At 41.6% G+C, this 5,682-nt stretch carries 4 protein-coding genes; 2 read left to right on the forward strand and 2 right to left on the reverse strand.

Going from position 1 to position 5,682, the window contains the following annotated elements:
* A partial coding sequence (locus HMPREF9444_RS11105) for a hypothetical protein (RefSeq protein WP_009143486.1) occupies window positions 1-610 on the forward strand: 610 nt, incomplete at its 5' end.
* A gap of 11 nt (window positions 611-621) precedes the next feature.
* Window positions 622-1,380: a hypothetical protein gene (locus HMPREF9444_RS05895; protein ID WP_040909315.1), complete on the forward strand. Its 759-nt coding sequence runs from the start codon at window positions 622-624 to the stop codon at window positions 1,378-1,380.
* Window positions 1,381-1,475: 95 nt separating this feature from the next.
* Here HMPREF9444_RS05895 and HMPREF9444_RS05900 read toward each other — a convergent pair whose 3' ends face one another.
* Both HMPREF9444_RS05900 and HMPREF9444_RS05905 read right to left on the reverse strand, forming a co-directional pair.
* Window positions 1,476-1,721 (reverse strand): hypothetical protein, encoded by a 246-nt coding sequence (locus HMPREF9444_RS05900; RefSeq protein WP_040909316.1) that lies wholly within the window; start codon window positions 1,719-1,721, stop codon window positions 1,476-1,478.
* A 200-nt stretch (window positions 1,722-1,921) separates the two neighbouring features.
* Window positions 1,922-5,682: autotransporter outer membrane beta-barrel domain-containing protein (locus tag HMPREF9444_RS05905; protein ID WP_040909317.1), on the reverse strand; the 3,761-nt coding region annotated here is incomplete at its 5' end.

Here is a 5,682-nt window from a genome sequence, read left to right on the forward strand (position 1 = left end):
CGGTTTTAGTCCAGGATTTTGTCCGCACCCCCTTCCAAAAAAGTGGGGTGAGCTTGAAGAATATATTTTTTGGCCGAGCTGGTATCTGCCAAACAAAACAAGAGTTGAGCCTGACTTGTTCCTAAAATTCCAATCCTTGGCATTAATTATTGAAGTAAAGCGCAGCGATAACCGAGGGTCGCAGACTGAAGCTCAATGGCAAAAAGAGGTTGATGCCTATTACTTTACTTATAGTGACAATCCTCTACCGGTAGCATTCATCGCAATAGGCGGAAACAGCAACTATACAGATGAGGACATTAGTTTGGAATTTACTAACAACAGTGAGAATAAAGTCAGAATTTATAAATGTTCATGGCTTGATATTCGTCAGCAAACGGAAACCTTACTTAAAGATTTGGTTAAGGCTCGGGATAAAGCGCAGACCTCTGATGCGTTCACTGCCTCCCGAATAAGGCTGTGCCGGCGAATTCTTTATCATTTTAACCGTGCAGGATTATATTATTACCGTAACTTTGGCAATCCGCTTTTGCCTTGCGTTGATTTAACCGAAAGCTACAATAGTGTTGTAGACTGGAGCGCAGGCTTGAAGCAAGAGCTGCACGGATAGTGGGAGCATATATGTCGGAGCGGAATCAGGTAACGGATAAACAATTTTTAGGAGTAAGACAAGCTTTCAGGCTGCTTGAGCAATTTCAGAAAGCGGTAAACAGTATCGTCTACTATGTACGCGATTGTTCCGTTTATAAAAAAGAGCATAAAAATAAAGATAATATTTATGCTGTGGTGTGGTATGAAAATGTTACCACCAGACCAACTGGCAAGAATCGAGACTTCGCAGTTGCAACAGTAAAAATTGATCGTGACAAGTGGGGATGGTCTTATTTGCCCTGTTACTTCGTGGAGCATGTCTTAGGTGATGAAAGTATTGATGTGAACTATTGTCTGCGGTTTAGTATCTTTCAGGTTTCCGATGACGGATCATTTGTAAGTGAAGATAACGAAAAGTATGAAGGTGACTGGCATTTTACCTCAGACTTTAGACCTGCCGAAGAGTCCGAATCTTGGCTGATTTTTAGCGTTGATCTTTATGCTGTTAATAAAGAGCCTAAATTATGGCTGAGAAAAAGTCCGCAAAATGAAACTAAGTATCCGGACGACGCGCAGTACGATTTTGTAAATGAGTTTATTATCAATCAAGCCGAAATTGAATATGCCAAGACTCAGTTTGCCCGTAACGGTGAAGTGGACGAAGTTTTCGTGATTAAAAAATATAAGATGACTGAGTTTTCAGGCAGAGAGGGTATTGATGCTGTCATCAAAGATTTTGCGCGGTTGATGCATAAGGCGTCACACGGGAAAAATATTTTTAAGTTTTAAGCTTGTTTGTATCAAGATCGTCAATAGTAATTTTGATTTAGCATGAAGCTAAATGAAAATCTTTTAGCTTCAATGCCTTTTGTTACTTATTGAATTTACCCTTCCGGCCCGAAGATATTACCGGAGCCGTCATTAAAATAAACTTCACCGTTTGGCCCTAAAAAACCGCCGTTACCGTCACCCATGTATTGTTGTCCGTCCGAAGTAAAGAATCCGCCGGTGCCGTCTCCGGTATAGTAAGTCCCGTCTTCTCCGATATAACCGTTGCCGTCGCTCATTAGGTACTCGCATAGAGCGGTATGACTTAAAAGTAAACAAGATAAGATAAAAATTTTACGCATAAAGTCCCTCTTTAATCCTCTAAAGTAATTATAAAAGTTCCATTTACATGATGTTGAAAAGGACTTAATAAAATTAAGGTATTAAATAAGGCCGCAGAGGCAAAATTTCATGAAACATAGAGAAGTTCGCGGCCTTAAGAGGGTATAGGCGTTAGCATGATTTAAACCGTCAGCTGACGCTTAATTTTGAGGTGAATAGATTAGAAGCTGTGCTTAAATCCTCCTGAAACGGTATAAGTATCTTCATTGTCAGCACCGAAAGACTGCTCTCCCTCTATAAAGAAGTAAGTATTTGCGGAAGTCATGACGGAAAGACCGACACCGACGTTATACCAGGTATCGTCATTTTCAAAAGTTTCATTAAACACACCGGTATTATCACGGGCCGCAATATCCTCATCGCCGAGGAACTCATGCAGAACGTCGCCGCGAATGTAAGCGGTAATAGGATTTTCTGCAGCAAAATCTTTACCGGCTCTAAAGCCGACGCGACCGATTAAACTGTCGATGGCATCCAAATCGACTTTAGTTCCCTGAGATGTAGTGTAATCTGCTGAAGTTACATAAGAATACTGCAGCTGGGCCTGAGGCTCGACATACCAGCCTGCGGCATTTGCGAACTTCCATCCGTATTCGGCTGAAGCAGAAATCACATCATTGGAGTAATCGCCGGTAATATGCTCTCCGGCATACGGGGCAAACACATCAAAATCGTTCTTAAGATGTCCGTATTTGAGTACCACATCTGCGTACTGACCGTCATCGGCAAGCCAGGTACCGTAAATCCACGCGCCGTATCTCTGTAAATCACCGTCACCGCTTACGGTATGATATTCATTCTGACCGTTCATATAGACAAGCACGGCACCGTAACGAAGCTCACTTTCGTTAAGAGCCTGTCTGAAATCATAACCAAGCTCAACCATGGTGTTATGGCTGCGGAAAGCGTCTTCCTTACCGATATTGTCATGACGCATTCTGACCCAGACACCGTTATCCTGACCCATGCCGTAACGGGCTTCGCCTAAACGCTTGTTTAAAGTATCCATGTAGACGGCATTAGCGTAGTTGGCTTTTGACATATTGATAACGGTACGACCGGCATCGGAAATCTGTGTGCCGGAATTGTCGGGAGTTCCGGGGTTATCCGGATTGTATTCCTCAACGCCGGTGATGATTAAGTTTTGAGAGTCCTCATCGAACATCTCCGTAACCATATCATTGCTGGGCTTGTAAACGCCTTTTCCGTCACCTTCACCGTTGTAAGCGGCATTATCTTCGTCTTCTTCGTTGAAAGATTCAGTATCAATGGTGTACTGATTATTAAAGAAGCCTAAGTCGACGCTGCGGGCTTTAAATGTCGCAGCTGAAGGAGAATTAGTATTGACGGTGGCAAAACGCAGCGGATTGTCTTCTATATCATTAACATCCACGTTGCCGGTAATGACAAGTTCATGGCTGCCTGACATGGAGTCGGTGACATAGAGCATATCGCTCTTAGTAGCATCGGAAGAGTCAAGACGCAGCTTAAAGCGTCCGTTACCGCTTAAGTTAGCGACGGTAATTGACGAGGCTTCATCTTGAGATAAATCCACGATACCGGAGAAACCGTTGCCGAAAGACAATGAACTTAGGAAGCTTTGTCCGCGAGCTGTCCACCTAGACTTGTCGTTCATGGTTATGGAGACGTTGCCTGCCGTAAAAACAGGTGTTTCATTGTTTTGCTCATAACCAAGGAAGGCGGAATTATGGAATACCTGACCTGATTTAATGTCATTGAGCTCATGGTAATCGTCAACCTGTCCCTCAAAAGTTGAGGTTCCGTTCATGGTCATCGTTACCTTGCCGCCGTTTCCGGCAAAGATATCACCGACGACGGTGAGATTACGTCCGCCAAGATTGATTTCACCGCCTTGAAGCGTATAGCCTTGTTGAACGTACTGATTGAACATATCTTCAGTGAAATAAGGACTGTTAATCCAATTAGAACCGGAGCCGGCAATGATGTCGCCTATAATCGTATAATCAGAGTTTTCATCATCTAACAGTACCCGTCCTCCGGCATTGGCGCGGATGGCGGCACCGAAAGTGATTTCCTGCTCGGTTTTGGAATTTTCGTGATATCGGTAATCATCCTGTACCTCAAAAGTCACGGAGCGATCTAAATCAACTACAGAGTATACATCCTCACTGATAATACCGCCCTCAGGCTGCCTAAACCCTTCAACATCACCTACAGTTAAAGCATCAAGGCGTTTTGCATCTGACCAATCCCAAACTGAATATTCAGGTGCATATTCATTTTCAATAAATTGCGGATGATTGCTTGCGTCAGCGCTACGCAAGTTTCTAATAACCAGTGGCTCTTGATTACTGCGATTGTTGCTGTTTACTGATGCGGTGAATTTACCGGTATTATCGACAGTAACGTTGCCTTCAATAGAGACTTTGGCAGCATTAATTTGCAAAGTACCGGTAGTAAACAGCACATCACCTAAAAGAATTGCTTGCGTTCCATTAAGATTGACGTTATAACAACTAGAATTTAAAGCGTATCCTTCATCAACATCAATGTAAGTAGACTCATTTACCGTAAAAGGATCTTTGTTTTCTGTTTGTATACCGTGTCCTCCAAGCATTAGTCCATAAGCTATATTTCCATGTATATCTGAAATATGCAGCGTGTCGGTAGTAAGCTTTGTATCATTATGATCTACGTGTAAACCGTGACTGCTTCCGGTGCCGGTTATGTTTTTAATTATGATGCTTGATGAGTTTATCGAGCTATTCCGATTAAGTTTAATTCCATACGCATCGAAGTCACTTTTTCCTGATGAAGAAGTAATTCCTTCTACGCTGATATTGTTGATATCAAGCTCGGAATTTGTAAGATTTAAACCGTATGTTCCATATTGTGTAGCAATATTTGCACTACCTTTATATAGCGATGAAATATTTTTAACATTGAGTATATCGGCGCTTATCTTAACATTCTTATTCATATTTCTAAGGTTAACCATAAGGCCGCTAACTGTGCTGTATCCTGCAGATTTAACGTTATCTATAGTGATTATGTGAGCCGATAAATCTGTATTTCCATGAGAAGAATTTCCGAAGGTACTGGAGTCTTCAGTGCCGATAAGAAGGCCGGCTGCTCTTTGACCTGAGTTGGTGTTGTTAGTCTCAATATTGCTGATGTTAATCTCATTCTTGATATTAATATCAGTGGTGTTTTCCTCGGTAGAGCCTGCTTCTATGTGCACACCGGCAACACTAGAATCACCATTAACTCTAGTAGATGAGCTTTGGTTGACATCGGTGACGGTGATATTATCAATAGTCGTTTTTTCAGTTAAATCCTGCAGATATATGCCTTTAAGTTTACTGATATCACCACTAATATTCTTTGCGGTCATATGTCCTATAGAAAGCTTACTGTTTTTTCCGGTTAAAACAATGCCATAAGTGGGAATACTAAAGCCTTTGGTTACATCATCATGAGCAAGCGTGCTTTTAATGTTTGATGCGGAAAGATTGATTTTTCGGTCAGCTTCAAGGTGTGATAAATTAAGTCCGATAATGCTACCGTGGTTTATTTTATTTTCTTGTCTGTATGCGTTGTAAACCGTATTTGATTGGATATTTTCAGCGCTAAGCGAGCTAACTCCCTTAATAGCTACGTTGTTAAGATTAATGCCGAAAACATCTGAGCGTGAAATTTTATCATTGCTAATCTTTTCCTTGTAAGAATAATTATGTATGACGTTTTTAACACTGATGGCAGAATGTGCCTCATCCGTCAAAGTTAAAGAGCCCTTATCAATATTTATTCCGGATGTTAGGCTTAAGGTATTAAATTTATCAGTTTCTACATCTAATTGCAGATTTTCGACTGAAAGAGGGCCGTTGACTGTAATATCAGCACCTGATTGGATATTTCGCGCAAAGTGATCCGGTAAAA

Source organism: Succinatimonas hippei YIT 12066, from assembly GCF_000188195.1.
GTDB classification, from domain to species: Bacteria; Pseudomonadota; Gammaproteobacteria; order Enterobacterales; family Succinivibrionaceae; genus Succinatimonas; species Succinatimonas hippei.